The following is a 14779-nucleotide window of genomic DNA, read 5'->3' as shown; positions in this document are numbered from 1 at the left end:
TCAGGACCCCACCGGCTCCGAGACCAACTCCTCAGCCCTGGCGATGGGGGACAGGGTGAGCCCCCGGCACACCGTCCTGGGCGACTGTCCCAAGGATCTTGGCGACGAAGGAGCGCGCCCGAGGAGCCGGCCACAGCATCGCGGTGCTCTTCCGGGCGTGCGCCAAGGTGTTGACGCAGAGCAGGCACCGCGCGAAGCGGTTCTGACTCACTCTGCCTGCAGCGTGTGTGGGCGGCCGGGGGACGCCTGGGGGACACGCGCTGATCAGCACCGGGATCCCGGCGGGACCAGGTGAGACAAGTCGGTGATTTTCGGATCTGCTCGAACATCGCTGTCGACCAACGCAAAGACCCCCTCCGCTCTGCGTATCCGCAGTTCGGAGAGGGTCTTACTCAGCGTGGCGGCGCCAGGATTCGAACCTGGGAAGGCTGAGCCGGCAGATTTACAGTCTGCTCCCTTTGGCCGCTCGGGCACACCGCCGGGTGTTGATGCCACCAGAACCCCGCTTTCGGCGGTGTTCCCCGGCAACGACGTAAACAATACCCGATGCACCGGGGTGCTCCGCCACCCGATTGATCTCCACCCCACCGGTCGCGAGGTGGCTAGGCTGGTGCGGATGCGGCCCGGTATGCCACCGGGCCCGGCGGTCGCCCCCGCGCACGCCGGCACGCACCCGATACGCCCCCGATACAAGGAGCCACAGGACATGGCCGACTCCAGTTTCGACATCGTCTCGAAGGTCGAGCGGCAGGAGGTCGACAACGCCCTCAACCAGGCCGCCAAGGAGATCTCGCAGCGCTACGACTTCAAGGGCGTGGGGGCCTCGATCTCCTGGTCCGGCGACAAGATCCTCATGGAGGCGAACTCCGAGGACCGGGTGACGGCGGTCCTCGACGTCTTCCAGTCCAAGCTGATCAAGCGCGGCATCTCGCTGAAGGCGCTGGACGCGGGTGAGCCGCAGCTCTCCGGCAAGGAGTACAAGATCTTCGCCACGATCGAGGAGGGCATCTCCCAGGACAACGCCAAGAAGGTGGCGAAGATCATTCGTGACGAGGGCCCGAAGGGCGTGAAGGCCCAGGTGCAGGGGGACGAGCTGCGCGTCAGCTCCAAGAGCCGCGACGACCTGCAGACCGTGATCGCCCTTCTGAAGGGCAAGGACTTCGACTTCGCGCTGCAGTTCGTGAACTACCGGTAGGACGAGGAAGCCGAAGAAGACGAAGGGTGGGCGCCACGGGGCGCCCACCCTTTCCTGCTGCGCCGGCGTGCCCGTGGCGCGGAGCCGGTGTGCCCGCCGACGTGCCGCGTCAGTCGCGCGAGTTGCCGAACAGGATGCGGTAGACGATCAGCAGCACCAGGGAGCCGCCGATGGCCGCGGCCCAGGTCGCACCGTCGTAGAAGTGCTTGGTGACCGGGTGGTCCAGCCAGCGGGCCGAGACCCAGCCCCCGATGAACGCGCCCGCGATGCCGATGAGGGTCGTGCCGATGAAGCCGCCGGGGTCGCGTCCCGGCAACAGGACCTTGGCGATGGCTCCGGCCAGCAGCCCCAGGATGATCCAACTGATGATGCCCATGCCGTGAACCTGCCCTTCCGCGCTGTGTCCGCACTGTCCGGGCCCTGCATTTCCGGTGAGGACCCGCTGTCCGTCGCGCGCGTGTTCGTGCCGTGTCGATGAAGAGGACGTCACGGGCCCGGCCGCCGGTTGCCGCGCTCAGTAGGGTGCGGCGCATGACACGTACCGATGCCGGTCTGCGCCGCGGGCTGGGCCTGCGGGACGCCGTGGTCGTCGGCCTCGGCTCGATGATCGGCGCCGGCGTCTTCTCGGCACCGGGGCCGGCCGCACGCGCCGCCGGATCCGGGCTGCTGGCCGCACTGGCCGTCGCGGCCGTGGTGGCCTACTGCAACGCCATGTCCTCGGCCCGGCTCGCCGCCCGCTACCCGGCGTCCGGCGGGACGTACGTGTACGGCAGGGAGCGGCTGGGCCCTTTCTGGGGTCACCTCGCCGGCTGGGCGTTCGTGGTCGGCAAGACGGCCTCCTGCGCGGCGATGGCGCTCACCGTGGGCACGTACGTGTGGCCGGGGCAGGCGCACGCGGTGGCGGTCGCCGCCGTGGTGGCCCTGACCGCCGTGAACTACGGCGGGATCCAGAAGGCGGCGTGGCTGACGCGGCTGATCGTGGCCGTCGTACTGGCCGTCCTCGCGGCCGCGGTCGTGACGTGTCTGGCCTCCGGGCGGGCGGACGCGGGACGGCTGGACGCCGGCCTGTCGTCGGAGGCGGGCGGCGTGCTCCAGGCGGCCGGTCTGCTGTTCTTCGCGTTCGCGGGGTACGCGCGGATCGCCACCCTCGGGGAGGAGGTACGCGATCCGGCGCGGACGATTCCGCGGGCGGTCCCGCTGGCCCTGGGCATCGTGCTGGTGGTGTACGCGTGCGTGGCCGTCGCGCTGCTCGCCGTCCTCGGCGCGGACGGGCTCGGGCGGGCCGCGGCTCCGCTGGCCGACGCCGTGCGGGCGGCCGGGGCGCCGGGGCTCGTGCCCGTCGTGCGGGCCGGGGCGGCCGTGGCCGCGCTGGGTTCGCTGCTCGCGCTGATCCTCGGAGTGTCCCGTACGACGCTCGCCATGGCCCGGGACGGACACCTGCCGGGTGCGCTGGCGGCCGTGCACCCGCGGTTCCGGGTGCCGCACCGGGCGGAGACGGCCGTGGGCGCGGTGGTCGCCGTCCTGGCGGCGACGGTCGACGTGCGCGGCGCGATCGGCTTCTCGTCCTTCGGCGTGCTGGTCTACTACGCCGTCGCCAACGCCTCGGCCTGGACACTGAGCCCGGCGCCGCTCTCCCGCGTGGTGCCCGCGGTGGGCCTCCTGGGCTGCGCCACCCTGGCGTGCGCGCTGCCCGCGGCCTCGGCGGCCGTGGGCGCGGGTGTGCTCGCGGTGGGCGCGGCGGCCTACGGGGTACGGCGGTGGCGGGCGGCCCGGCGCGGGGCGTGAGGTGCCGTCGGCGGGCCCGGCGGGCGTCCGGGGCCGGGTGGGCCGGCGGGCGGCGAACGGTCAGCGGGCGGCGAACGGCTCGTCGGTGCGGACGATCTCGCGGCCCAGCGGGAGCAGGGAGACCGGGATCAGCTTGAAGTTGGCGATGCCGAACGGGATGCCGATGATCGTGACGCACAGCGCGATGCCGGTGGCGATGTGGGCGAGCGCCAGCCACCAGCCGGCCAGGACCAGCCACAGGACGTTGCCGACGCAGGAGGGGGCGCCCGCGTCGCGCCGATCGACCGTGGTGTACCCGAACGGCCAGAGGGCGAAGAGGCCGATGCGGAAGGCGGCGATGCCGAAGGGGATGCCGATGATCGTGACGCACAGCAGAACGCCGGCGAGCAGGTAGGCGAGGAACAGCCAGAAGCCGCTCAGGACGAGCCAAATGACGTTCAGGACGGTCTTCACGGGCGACCTGCCATCTTCTCGAGACGGGCGATGCGCTCCGCCATCGGCGGGTGCGTGGAGAACATCTTGGACAGTCCCTGGCCCGGGCGGAAGGGATTGGCGATCATCATGTGGCTCGCCGTCTCGATCCGCGGCTCGGGGGGCAGCGGGAGCTGCTTGGTGCCCGTCTCCAGCTTGCGCAGGGCGCTGGCGAGGGCGAGCGGGTCCCCGGTGAGCTGGGCACCGGAGGCGTCCGCCTCGTACTCCCGGGAGCGGCTGATGGCCAGCTGGATCACGGTGGCGGCGAGCGGGCCGAGGATCATGATCAGCAGCATGCCGAGCAGGCCGGGGCCCTCATCGTCGTCCGAGCGGCCCACCGGGATCAGCCAGGCGAAGTTCACCAGGAACATGATCACGGAGGCGAGGGCGCCGGCGACCGAGGAGATGAGGATGTCCCGGTTGTAGACGTGGCTCAGCTCGTGGCCGATGACACCGCGCAGCTCGCGCTCGTCCAGGAGGCGCAGGATGCCCTCGGTGCAGCACACGGCCGCGTTGCGCGGGTTGCGGCCCGTGGCGAAGGCGTTCGGGGCCTCCGTCGGCGAGATGTACAGCCGGGGCATGGGCTGGCGGGCCTGCGTGGACAGCTCGCGCACCAGCCGGTACAGCGCCGGGGCCTCGAACTCGCTGACCGGGCGGGCACGCATCGCGCGGAGCGCCAGCTTGTCGCTGTTCCAGAACGCGTACGCGTTCGTGCCCAGCGCCACCAGGACGGCGACGACCAGGCCGGTACGGCCGAAGAAGCTGCCGATGACGATGATGAGTGCGGACAGTCCCCCGAGGAGTACGGCGGTCTTGAGCCCGTTGTGCCGGCGGTGCACGGTGCGCCCTCCAAGTCGTGCAGCTGGGGAACACTTTGGTCCAGTGGACCCTCCCGTATGTGACAACGCCAGGCGGCGGCCACGAGTTCCCCGGCGCGTGCGGTGGCGCGCATCGGCCATGTGGGTGACGTGCTGGTTCGGCGTCACGCGCGCGTGCCGGCACGGGTGCCCCACGCGCGCGTGACGACTCCTAGAACAGCCCGGTGGCCGCGAAGCGGAGGACCAGCTGCGGCGCGCCGGAGAGGGCGACACCGAGCACCCCGGTGAGGGCGATGGCGGCCGTGAGGGGCGCCGGGACGCGGTGCCGTGCGGGCTCGCCCTCGGGGGTTCGGAACAGCAGGGCCGTCCACTGCAGGTAGTAGAAGAGGGCGATCACGACGTTGACGGCCATGACGACGGCGAGCCAGCCGAGGCCCGCGTCGACGGCCGCCGAGAACACGGTGACCTTGGCGAACAGGCCGATCACGCCCGGGGGCAGCCCGGCCAGGCACAGCAGGAAGAAGGCCAGCAGGAGCGCGCTGGCCGGGTTGGTGGCGTACAGGCCCCGGTAGTCGCTGATCCGGTTCAGCGCCCGGCCGCGTCCCACCACGGCGGCCACGGCGAAGGCGCCGAGGTTCACGGCGGCGTACATGAGTGCGTACGCGACCGTGGAGCCGATCGCCTTCTCGGCGTCCTCGGTGTATCCGGCGGCGGCGATCGGCACCAGCAGGTAGCCGGCCTGGCCGACGGAGGACCAGGCGAGCAGCCGTACGGCGCTGTACGCGCGCGTGGCCTGCTGGCGCAGGGCGGCGACGTTGCCGACGGTCATGGTGAGGGCGGCCAGGGCGGCGAGCGCGGGCCCCCAGACGTCGGCGTACGACGGGAACGCGACGACGGTGACGAGGATCAGCCCGGAGAAGCCGACCGCCTTGCCGACGACCGACAGGTAGGCGGCGACGGGCAGCGGCGCGCCCACGTAGGTGTCGGGCACCCAGAAGTGGAACGGCACGGCGGCCGTCTTGAAGGCGAAGCCGACGAGGGTGAGGACGACACCGGTCTGGGCGAGGGTGTGCAGCTGTCCGTCGACGTGCGGCAGGCGCTGGGCGACCTGGGTGAGGTAGAGGGTGCCGGTGGAGGCGTAGACGAAGCTGATGCCCATCAGGCTGACCGCGGTGGCGGTGACCGAGGACAGGAAGAACTTCAGGGCGGCCTCGGAGGACCGCTTGTCGCCGTGCCGGATGCCGACGAGGGCGAAGGCGGGCAGGGAGGCGACCTCCAGGGCGACGATCAGGGTGGCGAGGTCGCGGGAGGCGGGCAGCAGGGCGGCACCGGCCGCGGAGGACAGCAGCAGGAACCAGAACTCGCCGGCCGGGACGCGCCGCCGTTCGTCGTCCAGGTGGGTGACGGACAGCAGGGCCGCGAGCAGGGCGCCGCCGAGGACCAGGAACTGGATGACGAGGGTGAAGTGGTCGGCGGTGTAGCTGCACGCGCGCGTGGTGCCGGTGAGGCAGAAGGTGCTGCGGTCGCCGTCCAGCAGGGGCAGGAGCATCACGGCCGCCGCGGCGAGTCCCGCGACCGAGACCCAGCCGAGCACGGCCTTGCGGCCCTCCGGCACGAACAGGTCGGCGACGAGCACGGCGAGCGCCACGACGGCCGCGATGGTGGGCGGGGCGATCGCGAGCCAGTCGACGGACTGGACCAGCGACTCGGCGAGCGGCTGGGTGCTCATCGGGAGCCTCCTGCGAGGAGCTGCTGCACGGCCGGGTCGGTCAGGCCGAGCAGGGCCTTCGGCCACAGTCCGGCGAGGACGGTGAGGGCGACGAGCGGGGTCCAGGCGGCGAACTCGTACCCGTGGACGTCGGCGAGTTTCGGCAGCTCCTGCTCCGTGCCGCCCATGCAGACGCGGCGGACCACGATCAGCATGTACGCGGCCGTCAGCAGGGTGCCGAACGCGCCGATGGCCATGAAGGTGAGGAAGGCCGGCCGGCTGAGGTCGGCGGCGGGCTCGAAGGAGCCGAACAGCGCGAGCATCTCGCCCCAGAACCCGGCGAGTCCGGGCAGGCCGAGGGAGGCGACGGCGGCGAAGGCGAGGAGGCCGCCGAGGCGCGGGGCCTTGCCGTACAGCGCGGCGCCCGTCTCCTCGGCGAGGGTGTCGAGGTCGGTGGTGCCGGTGCGGTCCTTGAGGGCGCCGACCAGGAAGAACAGCAGGCCGGTGATGAGGCCGTGGGCGATGTTGGCGAACAGGGCGCCGTTCACACCGGTCGGGGTCATGGTGGCGATGCCGAGGAGGACGAAGCCCATGTGGCCGACGGAGGAGTAGGCGATGAGGCGCTTGAGGTCGCCCTTCGCGCCCTGCTTGGCGAGGGCCAGGCAGGCCAGGGATCCGTAGATGATGCCGACGACGGCGAACGCGGCGAGGTACGGCGCGAACGTGTGGAAGCCGTGCGGCGCCACCGGCAGCAGGATGCGGACGAACCCGTACGTGCCCATCTTGAGCAGGACGCCGGCCAGCAGGACCGAGCCGACGGTCGGGGCGGCGGTGTGCGCGTCGGGCAGCCAGCTGTGCAGCGGCCACATCGGCGTCTTCACCGCGAGCCCGAGCCCGATCGCCAGAACCGCGATGACCTGCACGGACGCGGTCAGCGACCGGCCGTTGTCAGTGGCGAGTGCCACCATGTCGAACGTGCCCGCCTTGATTCCGATCAGGAGCAGGCCGAGCAGCATGACCACGGATCCGAGCAGCGTGAAGAGGATGAACTTCCACGCGGCCCGGGTCCGGCCCTCGCCGCCCCAGCGGGCGATGAGGAAGTACATCGGGATGAGCACCATCTCGAACGCGAGGAAGAACAGCAGCAGGTCGAGGACGGCGAAGGTGGCGAGGGTGCCGGACTCGAGCAGGAGCAGCAGCGCGACGAACGCCTTCGGGGACGGGCCCGTCGGCGGCTTGAAGTACGAGTAGAGCGCGCAGAGGAAGCTCAGCAGCGCGGTCAGGACCAGGAGGGGGAGGGAGATGCCGTCGATGCCGAGGTGGATCCGCACGTCGAGTGCGGGGATCCAGCTGATGTCGGTCGTGGCCTGCATCTTCGACGGATGGTCGTGGTCGAAGCCGAGCGCGAGGACGATCGCGGCGACGAGGATCGCGCCGGTGACCGTCACGCCGTGCCGCAGCACGGCCTGCTCGGGCGACTTCCCCTTCAGTCCGGGCGGGGCCGGGAGGAGGGCGGCGACGGCGCCGAGGAGCGGGCCGACGACGACGAACGCCAGAAGGAACTGCATCACGGACTCGTTGATATCGATCACGCCTGCTCACGCTCCCGTGGCGACGAGGAGGACGGCGACCGCCAGGACGACGGTGCCGGCGAGCAGCGCGCTCACATAGGTCTGCACATTGCCGGTCTGCGCACGCCGCACGGCGGCCCCGAGCAGCCGGGGCGCGGCGGCTGCGGCGCGTACGTAGGTGTCGACGACCTCGCGGTCGAGGAACCGGACGAGACTCGCGCCGGCCTGGACCGGGCGGACGAACAGTGCCGCATACACGGCGTCCAGGTGGAAGCCGGCCGCCGCGGGCCGGCGCAGCGGGCCGAGCAGCAGCCGTGCGGGATCCGCCGGGTCGGGGGCGTAGGCGATGTCGCCGTAGGCCGGCTGGTGGGTGGCGATGGCCTCGGCCTCGACCAGTCCTGCGTCGCCCTCGGGGTGGGCGGCGACGGCACCGAGTGGCGTGCGGGCGGCGAGCGCGGTGGTGCGCTGCCAGGCGCCGTAGGTGAGCAGCCCGCCGACCAGGGCGAGGCCCGTACCCAGGATCGAGGTGAGCAGGGTCGGGGTCAGGTCGCGGCCGTCGAACCAGCCGGGCAGCGAGCGGTAGGCGAGCCCGCCGAAGGCGAGGGAGGGGACTGCCAGGACCCAGAGCACCACGGTCATGGTGAGCGGCTGGCGTCCGTGGTCGGGGGCCTCGGTGCCCCGGCCGCGGAAGGCCAGCAGCCACAGCCGGGTGGCGTACGCGGCGGTCAGCAGGGCGGTGAGCAGGCCTGCGACGAGGACGATCCAGCCGGCGGCGCCGGGGGCGTGCTCGGTGTGGCCGGTGGTCACGTGCTCGGCGGCGCCGAGGACGGACTCCTTGGAGAAGAACCCGCTGAACGGGGGGATCGCGGCGAGTGCGAGGAGCGCCACGGTCATCGTCCAGTAGGCGTCCGGGATCCGGTCGCGCAGCCCGTGCATGCGGGACATGGCGGCCAGTGAGTTGGTGCCGGCGGCGTGGATGATCACGCCGGCCGCGAGGAACAGCAGCGCCTTGAAGGCGCCGTGGGACAGGAGGTGGAAGACGGCGGCACCGCGGTCGCCGACGGCGAGGGCGCCGGTCATGTAGCCGAGCTGGCCGATCGTCGAGTAGGCGAGGACGCGCTTGATGTCGTCCTGGGCGAGCGCGGCGAGACCGGAGCCGGCCATCGTCACGGCGGCCATGACGGCGAGGACCGTCATCGCCGCCTGGGAGGCCTCGAACACCGGAAGGAGACGGGCGATGAAGTAGACACCGGCGGCGACCATCGTCGCGGCGTGGATCAGCGCCGAGACCGGTGTGGGGCCGGCCATCGCGTCCGGGAGCCAGGTGTGCAGCGGGAACTGCGCCGACTTGCCCGCGACGCCCGCGAGCAGCAGCAGGGCGATCAGCGTCGGGTGGTCGATGCCGCCGCTGGCGACGGCGCCGAGGACGCGGGTGATGCGGAACGAGCCGGCGTCGGTGGCGAGGGCGAACAGGCCGATGAGGAACGGTACGTCGCCGAGCTTGGTGACCAGGAAGGCCTTCAGGGAGGCGGCGCGGGCCTCGGGGGTCTCCCAGTAGTGGCCGACCAGGAAGTAGGAACAGATGCCCATGACTTCCCAGCCGACCAGCAGCACGATCAGGTCGCCGGAGTAGACGACCAGGAGCATGGCGGAGGTGAACAGGGAGACGAGAGCGGCGTACGAGGGGTAGCGCGGGTCTTCGCGCAGGTAGCCGGTGGAGTAGATCTGCACGCAGGTCGCGACGAACGCGACCAGGACGGCGACGAGCGCGGCGAAGCCGTCGATGTGCAGGGCCAGCTCGATCGGGACCGATCCGGTGGGCGTCAGCTCGGTGTGGGCGTCGATGGCCGGGCCGCCGCCCTGGCGCGCGGCGACCAGCGCGGCCAGCACGAGCGAGGCCAGCGGCGGCAGCACGGCGAGCGGGCGGACGAACCTGGGCTCGGTGCGGCCGAGCAGCAGGCCGGCCGCGGCGCCCAGGAACGGCAGGAGGGGGACGAGGACGGCGAGGGTGGTCGTGGTCACGCGGAGGCCTCAGCCTTCTCGGCCGCGGGGGTGCCGGGGCCCTCTGCGTCGGGGCCCTCGGGCTCGGGGCCCTCGGCGGTGTCGCGGAGCTTGTCGATGTCGGAGGTGCCGCGGTTGCGGTGGACGGCGAGCACGATCGCCAGGCCGATGCCGATCTCGGCGGCGGCGATGGCGATGGTGAACAGCGTCAGCGCCTGGCCGGAGTGCAGGGTCTCCTCGGCGGCCCGGCTGAGCCAGACGTCGAAGGCGACCAGGTTGAGGTTGACGGCGTTGAGCATCAGCTCGACCGACATCAGGACCAGGATCGCGTTGCGGCGGGCGAGGACGCCGTACAGACCGGTGCAGAACAGAAGGGCGGAGAGTACGGCGGGGTAGGCGAGGTGCATCAGCGGGCGCCTTCCTTCCCATGGACCGCGGGAGTGGTGTCCGCGTCCGCCCTGGCCTTGCGGGACAGGACGATCGCGCCGACCAGCGCCGCGAGGAGCAGCACGGACAGTGCCTCGAAGGGCAGCACCCAGTGCCGGAACAGGAACGTGCCGGTGACCTCTGTGGTGCCGGCGGCCGGCCCGTCCAGGTCGATCCAGGTGGTGCGGAAGGCGTCCACGACCACCCACACCAGGGCGACGGCGGCGGCGACCGCGACGGCCAGCGCGGCCCAGCGGTTGCCGGAGTCGGCGTCCGGGGAGCGGCCGATGGGGGCCTTGGTGAGCATCAGACCGAACAGGAGGAGGACGACGACGGAACCGACGTAGATCAGGACCTGCACCCAGGCGATGAACTCGGCCGTGAGCAGCAGGTACTCCACGGCGAGGCCGCCGAGCGCGACCACCAGCCACAGGGCGGCGTGCACCAGCTGCCGGGTGGTCACGGTGACCAGCGCGGCGCCGAGGGTGACCAGGCCGACGAGCAGGAAGGCGATCTCGACGCCGGTCGGGGACAGGAAGCCGTGCTGGGCATGCGGGACAGGCGGGGCACTGGCGAGGTGCACGGCTGCGGCGAGGTTCACGACTCGTCCTCCCGCGGTTCGGCCTGGGCGGCGGCCAGCTTCTCGGCGGTCTTGCGGGCGGCGGCGATCTCCTTGGGCTCCTCGGCGCCGGGGTCCAGGGCGGGCGGGGCCGGCACGGTCCACATCCACTCGCGGAGCTTGTCCCGCTCGTGGGTGAGCTCACGGATGTCGGTCTCGGCGTACTCGAACTCCGGGGACCAGAACAGCGCGTCGAAGGGACAGACCTCGATGCAGATACCGCAGTACATGCACAGGGAGAAGTCGATCGCGAACCGGTCGAGGACGTTGCGGCTGCGCTCGCGGCCGCCGGGGGCGGCGGGCGGGACGGTCTCCTTGTGGGAGTCGATGTAGATGCACCAGTCCGGGCACTCGCGGGCGCACAGCATGCAGACCGTGCAGTTCTCCTCGAACAGCCCGATCACCCCGCGGGTGCGGGGCGGCAGCTCGGGCAGGGCGTCCGGGTACTGCTCGGTGACGGTCTTCTTCGTCATCGTGCGCAGGGTGACGGCCAGGCCCTTGGCGAGGCCGGAGCCGGGGATGGGGGCCATGGTTAGCTGATCACCACCTTGACGATGCCGGTGAGGGCGATCTGGGCGAGGGAGAGGGGGACGAGGAGGGTCCAGGAGAGCCTCTGCAGCTGGTCCTCGCGCAGCCGTGGGTAGGTCACGCGAAGCCAGATGACCAGGAAGGCGAGGATCGCGGTCTTCAGCAGGGTCCAGACCCAGCCGAGGCCGTCGGCGCCCCACGGTCCGTGCCAGCCGCCCAGGAAGAGGACGGTGGTCAGTCCGCACAGGACGACGATGCCGGCGTACTCGGCGAGCAGGAACAGGGCGAAGCGCAGGCCGGTGTACTCGGTGTAGGCGCCGAAGATGATCTCCGAGTCGGCGACCGGCATGTCGAACGGCGGACGCTGCAGCTCGGCGAGTCCGGCGACGAAGAAGACGATCGCGCCGACGATCTGCCACGGCACCCACCACCAGTGGAAGGCGTGCAGGATGCCCGGTAGCGAGACCGTGCCGGCCGCCATCGCGACCGACGCCGCCGCCAGGAGCATCGGGAGTTCGTAGGCGAGCAGCTGGGCGGCCGTGCGCAGGCCGCCGAGCAGGGAGAACTTGTTGGCACTGGCCCAGCCGGCCATCAGCGAGCCGAGCACGCCGACGCCCATCACCGCGAGTACGAAGAACACGCCCGCGTCCAGGACCTGGCCGACGGCGCCCTCGCTCGGGCCGATCGGGATGGCGAGCAGGACGAGGAGGTAGGGCAGCAGGGCGACGGCGGGGGCGAGCTGGAAGACGCGGCGGTCGGCGCCCGCCGGCACCACGTCCTCCTTCTGCGCGAACTTCACGCCGTCGGCGATCAGCTGGGCCCAGCCGTGGAAGCCGCCCGCGTACATCGGGCCGAGACGGCCCTGCATGTGGGCCATCACCTTGTGCTCGGTCTGGCCGACGATCAGCGGGAAGGTGAGGAAGACGACGAAGACGACCGCGAGTCGCAGGGCGACGTCGAGTGCGTCGTTCACTGCGGGCCTCCGGTGGGGTCGGGGTCGTCGGGGGTGCCGGGGTCTTCGGGATTCCGGGGGCGCGGCTCGGGCGCACGCGCCGGTCGGGGCCCGGACGCCTGCCCGGCGTCGGCGTCCGGTCCGGGCTCTGCGTCCGGTCCGGCATCGGTGTCCGGTCCGGCCTCGGGCGCCTGCCCGGGCTCCGGGGACCGGTCCTCGCCCGGCGTCGGCTCGGACACCAGCCCTGGCTCCGGCTGCTTCCGCGAGGTCCGCTCCGGCTCGGGCGCCTGCCGCGGCTCCGGCTCGGCGGACTTGTGCGGCTCCGGCTCCGAGGGGTGCTCCGGCTCGGGCGTCCGCTCCGGCGCGTCGAAGGCCGGACGGGCGTGGTGCCACGGCGCGTCCGAGCTGCGCGGCGCCGCGCTCCGGCGGGCAGGGCGGGCGGCGCCGTCCGGCTCCGCCGACTCCGACGGAGCGGCCGGTTCTGCGGGGGCTCCGGGGACTTCGGGTGTTCCGGGGGCGGCCGGTGACTCAGAGGCCGCCGGTGTCGCCGGTGTCGCTGCTTCCGTCGGGGCCGGTTCCTCGGTCCGGGGCCGCTGGGACGCCGACCCCTGTGAGGCGCTGCGGGCGCGGCGCGGCCCTGCGGTCGCGGGCGCCGGGCCGGGCTCGTGGGCCACCGACGCCTCGGCGGCCGGACCCTCCGCCGGCGCCGCCGCAGCGGCCTGGGCGGCATCGCCCTCGGCCGCGGCCTGCTTGCGCGTCGCCGCGTCCGCGTCCCGCGCCGCCGCCTGGCTCGCCGAGCCCTCGCTCGCGGTGCGCGTCCGGCGCGGCCGCGCGGGAGCACCGGCACCGGCCTCCGCCCGCGCACCGGCAGCCACGGCCTCCCCGGCACCCGGCTGTGCACCCGTCTCGGCACCCGGCTGGGCGGCCTGGCTGGCCGAGCCCTCCGCCGCCGAGCGGGCGCGCCGAACCGGACGTTCGCCCGCCGCGCGGGCCGGCCGCTCGCCCGCCGCGCGTCCCGCCGCCCTGGCCGGACGTGCCGGTGCAGGGGGCAGCTGGCCCTTCAGCGGGCCCCACTCGTTGGGGTCCGGCACACCGGGCGGCAGCATCTGGCGGCGCTTCGGGCCGCCGTGCTCCGACTCGCCGGGTTCCTTCGCCCCGGGCCACGCCTTGGCGACGCGGGCGGCGAGGACGAAGTCCTTGCGGAGCGGGTGGCCCTCGAAGTTCTCGGGGAGCAGCAGGTGGTCCAGCCCCGGGTGGCCCTCGAAGGCGACGCCGAACATCTCGTGGGTCTCGCGCTCGTGCCAGGCGGCGCCCGCGTAGACGCCGACGGCGGAGGGCAGGACGGGCGCCTCGTGCGGGACCGTCGTACGGACGAGGAGGCGGCGGACCGGGTTCAGGGCGACCACGTGCGCGGAGACGCGGAAGCCCGTGCCCGGTTCGTCGACCGCGCTGAGCCAGTCGAAGTAGGTGCAGGACAGCGTCGTACGGGCCGTCTCCAGGGCGGTGAGCCAGGCGGACGGCGGTACGTCCACGGTCAGCAGGTCGTACGACTCCTCGGCCGTGGCGTCCGTGCCGAAGAGTTCCCCGGCGGGGGCGGGCAGCCAGCCGGCCGTGCTCATCGGACGTCCCCCTCGGACGGGGCGGAGGCCGGGACCGGGGGCTTGACCAGGTCGCTCTGCAGCGCGGCGGCCGACGGGCGGGCGTCCCCGGTGCCGTACCGCTCCCCCAGCGACTCGCGGGCGATCTTCTCCTGGAGCTTGAGGATGCCCTGGAGCAGCGCCTCGGGGCGCGGCGGGCAGCCGGGGACGTACACGTCGACCGGGATGATCTGGTCGACGCCCTTGGTGACGGAGTAGGAGTCCCAGTACGGGCCGCCGCAGTTGGAGCAGGCGCCGAAGGAGATGACGTACTTCGGCTCGGGCATCTGCTCGTACAGGCGCTTCACCGCCGGGGCCATCTTGTCCGTGACCGTGCCCGACACGACCATCAGGTCGGCCTGGCGGGGGCCCGGCGCGAAGGGGATGACGCCGAGCCGGATGAAGTCGTGCCGGGCCATCGACGCGGCGATGAACTCGATCGCGCAGCAGGCGAGGCCGAAGTTGAACACCCACAGCGAGTAGCGGCGGCCCCAGTTCAGGACCACCTTCATCGGCTCGGGTGCCAGCCGGGCCAGGGCGCCGAGCCGCTTGGGCTCCGGCAGGTAAACGGGATCCGGGGTCACGTCCATGCCAGGACGCCCTTCTTGTATGCGTACAGCAGGCCCACGGCGAGGAAGCCGAGGAAGATGAACATCTCCACGAGGGTCGTCGCGCCGTAGCCGGGGGCGGCGAAGACCGTCGCCCAGGGGAACAGGAAGATCGAGTCGACCGCGAAGATCACGTAGAGGAAGGCGTAGACGTAGTAGCGGACCTGGGTGTGGGCCCAGCCCTCGCCGACGGGGTCGACACCGCACTCGTAGGTCAGGAGTTTCTCCGGCGTCGGCACGACCGGGCGCAGCAGGCGGCCGGCGCCGAAGGCGACCGCGACGAACAGCACGCCGATGAGGGCGAGCAGTCCGACCACCGAGTAGGACCGGAAGTAACCGGCCGCGACGACGTGCGTCGCGACGGCTGTCGAGTCCCCCAACGTCTCCCGCACGGTTCGTCCCTCGCTCCCTGACCTCGTGACCTTAGTGAACTCTGTGATCCCACGTGATTCGAGGATCT

At 72.4% G+C, this 14779-nt stretch carries 15 protein-coding genes and 1 tRNA gene; 2 read left to right on the top strand and 14 right to left on the bottom strand.

Going from position 1 to position 14779, the window contains the following annotated elements; translation table 11 throughout:
* Positions 1 to 398 precede the first annotated feature (398 nt).
* Positions 399 to 480, bottom strand: a tRNA-Tyr gene (locus tag FHS34_RS13305).
* A gap of 226 nt (positions 481 to 706) precedes the next feature.
* Between FHS34_RS13305 and FHS34_RS13300 the strand changes: the two genes are divergently transcribed.
* On the top strand, positions 707 to 1195 hold the full coding sequence (locus FHS34_RS13300) for a YajQ family cyclic di-GMP-binding protein (protein ID WP_184964668.1): 489 nt from the start codon (positions 707 to 709) through the stop codon (positions 1193 to 1195).
* A 109-nt stretch (positions 1196 to 1304) separates the two neighbouring features.
* Here the strand turns inward: FHS34_RS13300 and FHS34_RS13295 are convergent, their stop codons facing one another.
* A complete protein-coding gene (locus FHS34_RS13295; RefSeq protein WP_184964666.1) occupies positions 1305 to 1571 on the bottom strand; it encodes a GlsB/YeaQ/YmgE family stress response membrane protein in 267 nt (88 codons plus the stop codon).
* 155 nt (positions 1572 to 1726) lie between these two features.
* Here FHS34_RS13295 and FHS34_RS13290 point away from each other — a divergent pair, with 155 nt between their 5' ends.
* Positions 1727 to 2980, top strand: a complete 1254-nt coding sequence (locus tag FHS34_RS13290; protein ID WP_184964664.1) for an APC family permease — start codon at positions 1727 to 1729, stop codon at positions 2978 to 2980.
* A 60-nt stretch (positions 2981 to 3040) separates the two neighbouring features.
* Here the strand turns inward: FHS34_RS13290 and FHS34_RS13285 are convergent, their stop codons facing one another.
* The 12 genes from FHS34_RS13285 to FHS34_RS13230 form a co-directional block, all read right to left on the bottom strand.
* On the bottom strand, positions 3041 to 3433 hold the full coding sequence (locus FHS34_RS13285) for a YccF domain-containing protein (RefSeq protein WP_184964662.1): 393 nt from the start codon (positions 3431 to 3433) through the stop codon (positions 3041 to 3043).
* Positions 3430 to 4290, bottom strand: a complete 861-nt coding sequence (htpX, locus tag FHS34_RS13280) for a zinc metalloprotease HtpX (RefSeq protein ID WP_184964660.1) — start codon at positions 4288 to 4290, stop codon at positions 3430 to 3432. The genes FHS34_RS13285 and htpX overlap by 4 nt, the downstream gene beginning before the upstream one ends.
* Positions 4291 to 4480: 190 nt before the next feature.
* A complete protein-coding gene (locus tag FHS34_RS13275) occupies positions 4481 to 5998 on the bottom strand; it encodes an NADH-quinone oxidoreductase subunit N (RefSeq protein ID WP_184964658.1) in 1518 nt (505 codons plus the stop codon).
* A complete protein-coding gene (locus tag FHS34_RS13270; RefSeq protein ID WP_184964656.1) occupies positions 5995 to 7569 on the bottom strand; it encodes an NADH-quinone oxidoreductase subunit M in 1575 nt (524 codons plus the stop codon). The genes FHS34_RS13275 and FHS34_RS13270 overlap by 4 nt, the downstream gene beginning before the upstream one ends.
* A 6-nt stretch (positions 7570 to 7575) precedes the next feature.
* Complete coding sequence (locus FHS34_RS13265) at positions 7576 to 9570, bottom strand: NADH-quinone oxidoreductase subunit 5 family protein (RefSeq protein WP_184964654.1); 1995 nt, start codon at positions 9568 to 9570, stop codon at positions 7576 to 7578.
* Complete coding sequence (gene nuoK, locus FHS34_RS13260; protein WP_184964652.1) at positions 9567 to 9956, bottom strand: NADH-quinone oxidoreductase subunit NuoK; 390 nt, start codon at positions 9954 to 9956, stop codon at positions 9567 to 9569. The genes FHS34_RS13265 and nuoK overlap by 4 nt, the downstream gene beginning before the upstream one ends.
* Complete coding sequence (locus FHS34_RS13255) at positions 9956 to 10576, bottom strand: NADH-quinone oxidoreductase subunit J family protein (protein ID WP_184964650.1); 621 nt, start codon at positions 10574 to 10576, stop codon at positions 9956 to 9958. Before FHS34_RS13255 ends, nuoK begins: the two co-directional genes overlap by 1 nt.
* Entirely contained in the window at positions 10573 to 11124 is a 552-nt protein-coding gene (locus tag FHS34_RS13250; protein WP_184964648.1) for a NuoI/complex I 23 kDa subunit family protein, read from the bottom strand. Before FHS34_RS13250 ends, FHS34_RS13255 begins: the two co-directional genes overlap by 4 nt.
* Before the next feature lie 2 nt (positions 11125 to 11126).
* Positions 11127 to 12095, bottom strand: coding sequence for a complex I subunit 1/NuoH family protein (locus tag FHS34_RS13245; RefSeq protein WP_184964646.1), 969 nt, complete (start codon positions 12093 to 12095; stop codon positions 11127 to 11129).
* Positions 12092 to 13693, bottom strand: coding sequence for an NADH-quinone oxidoreductase subunit C (locus FHS34_RS13240; RefSeq protein ID WP_184964644.1), 1602 nt, complete (start codon positions 13691 to 13693; stop codon positions 12092 to 12094). The genes FHS34_RS13245 and FHS34_RS13240 overlap by 4 nt, the downstream gene beginning before the upstream one ends.
* Positions 13690 to 14301 carry an NADH-quinone oxidoreductase subunit B gene (locus FHS34_RS13235; protein WP_184964642.1) on the bottom strand — a complete coding sequence of 204 codons (612 nt, stop codon included), beginning with the start codon at positions 14299 to 14301 and terminating at the stop codon, positions 13690 to 13692. Before FHS34_RS13235 ends, FHS34_RS13240 begins: the two co-directional genes overlap by 4 nt.
* Positions 14292 to 14711 (bottom strand): NADH-quinone oxidoreductase subunit A, encoded by a 420-nt coding sequence (locus FHS34_RS13230; protein ID WP_225817597.1) that lies wholly within the window; start codon positions 14709 to 14711, stop codon positions 14292 to 14294. Before FHS34_RS13230 ends, FHS34_RS13235 begins: the two co-directional genes overlap by 10 nt.
* Between the last annotated feature and the right edge of the window lie 68 nt (positions 14712 to 14779).

Origin of the sequence: Streptomyces echinatus (genome assembly GCF_014203595.1) — a bacterium.
Classification (GTDB): Bacteria; Actinomycetota; Actinomycetes; order Streptomycetales; family Streptomycetaceae; genus Streptomyces; species Streptomyces echinatus.
Note: the sequence above shows the minus strand (reverse complement) of the source record. Positions and strands in the feature narration are given on the sequence as shown.